1 protein-coding gene and 1 pseudogene are annotated in these 1963 nt (G+C 32.1%); both read right to left on the reverse strand.

Going from position 1 to position 1963, the window contains the following annotated elements; all coding sequences use genetic code 11:
- On the reverse strand, positions 1-1721 hold a 1721-nt coding region (locus QL984_RS18380; protein ID WP_290173235.1), incomplete at its 3' end, for an acyltransferase family protein.
- Positions 1722-1849: 128 nt separating this feature from the next.
- Positions 1850-1945: pseudogene (locus QL984_RS18385) on the reverse strand (UTP--glucose-1-phosphate uridylyltransferase); the annotation flags it as partial.
- Between the last annotated feature and the right edge of the window lie 18 nt (positions 1946-1963).

Here is a 1963-nt window from a genome sequence, read left to right on the forward strand (position 1 = left end):
GAGTAGTATTGAGAAAACTCATTTCTTTGAAATGTACAATTATTATCAATGAAGTTTGAGTAGGAGACTAAACTATAATGCTTTCTCAACAGACATTGCCCAATATTTTTACCGTTATTAGGTGGAGGGCTAACAACAAATATACGTTTACCTGTTAAGCTAAGTCTTGATAACGTTTGTTTGAACGAGATTAAATAAGTATCAAAATCATTATTAAGAACTCTAGCACCATCAAAATAGTCATACTTAAACCATTGCTCGAATGCAGAAGAGAGAATTACAGTTTTAATCTGCGAGTTATTTTCTATCTCATTGATAACATCATTATTGAATTTAAAACAAGATTTTGACCAGTTTAAGTCATAACTTTTAAAATTTGGAAAAGTTGATAAAGAAACATTTGGAGAACAAGCACTTTTTGTCGCTTGTATAAGCTCATTGTTTTTAGATAAGCCTTTTACTAAATGCATTGCATATGAGTCGCCCCATACAATTGTTTCAGGGTTCTCACTAGTTTTACATTCATCAAGTATCTGAAAGTCTGATTTGAAGTTACATAGTTTATTTAGACCTATGCTTGGCTTTGATTGAGTAATTTCAGCTTTACTAAAACCACCAAACTTTGGATATAGGGAGAGTAATAAGCCCATTACAGACATAACTAATAAGCTAAAAACAGATAACGTTAGCACTGTTTTTGTAGATTTATTCGATTTTCTTCTGAAAGGCTTCTCAACATATTGATAAGACAATAAGGATAAAAGAAAAACTATGAGCATTGAAAAAGCAATTAACTCATTAGTTAAAGACTCTAACGTCATTAATTTTGCGAAAGCAAAAATTGGCTGATGCCATAAATACAAGCTGTAGGAAATTAGACCTATAAAAACTAATATCTTACTAGAAAGCATTTTACCAACTATATTATTTTCGCTTGCGAATAAAATTATTAGTGCCGTTGAAATGACCGGCAGTATAGTAAACCAACCAGGGAAGGCATATTCGTAAGAATATGTTGAATAAGAAATAATGAGCAAAAGTATAGCCAAAATACTTAACCACCCTTTAAGGCTTTCATTTATGGCTGATAAGGTATTTTTAGTAATTAAAACAGAACAAATTGATCCAGCAAGAAGTTCCCACGCTCTAGTGTGGATTAGATAAAAGTTAACTGATTGATTTGAAGTTAATAACATAGACAGTAATGAAATAATAAAAATTACTGATAGAGCAAGAAATATATGTTTCTTAAACCTTGTAAGCAAGAGTAAGATAAATGGGAAAAATAGATAAAATTGTTCTTCTACAGCTAAACTCCACATGTGTAACATTGGGTTTAGCTCGGCACTTGGGTTAAAATAGTCAAGCTTAAGAAAGAAGAATATATTAGCCATAAATGTTGACACTGCAACAATACTATAACCGAGCATTTTCATTGATGCTGGATCTAAAAAGAAAAAGGATAGAAAACTACTAACAACAATCATAAAAGCCATTGCAGGTAATATTCTTCTAGCACGTCTCTCGTAAAAAGACGACAGAGAAAACTTCCCTTCAGAGATCTCTTTAAGCAAAATAGTTGTAATTAAATACCCCGATATTACAAAAAAAACATCAACTCCGGCAAAACCACCAGGTAAAAGGTGTAACCCTGAGTGATGAAATAATACAGGTAAAATTGCTAATGCTCTTAAACCATCAATCTCAGCTCTGTATTTCATATTTTTTGATCCATAGAAAATCTGACTTCTGTAAAAACTTCGACATAATAAAATATTTAGTTAGCTTAAAACTACTAGCTTGTTGAATAGTTTGAGATACTTATTTTAAATGTATTAGGGGGAGGAGCAACTAGTGGAAGCATTTCCTTTGGCGTTGCTTTGGTAGCGGGTAACATACGGGTACCCAAGCCTGCAACAGGCAAGACTGCTTTTAATACTTTCACTTCAATTCCTTTTATAGT

The sequence above is a fragment of the Pseudoalteromonas sp. APC 3495 genome (assembly GCF_030407645.1).
GTDB lineage: Bacteria > Pseudomonadota > Gammaproteobacteria > Enterobacterales > Alteromonadaceae > Pseudoalteromonas > Pseudoalteromonas tetraodonis.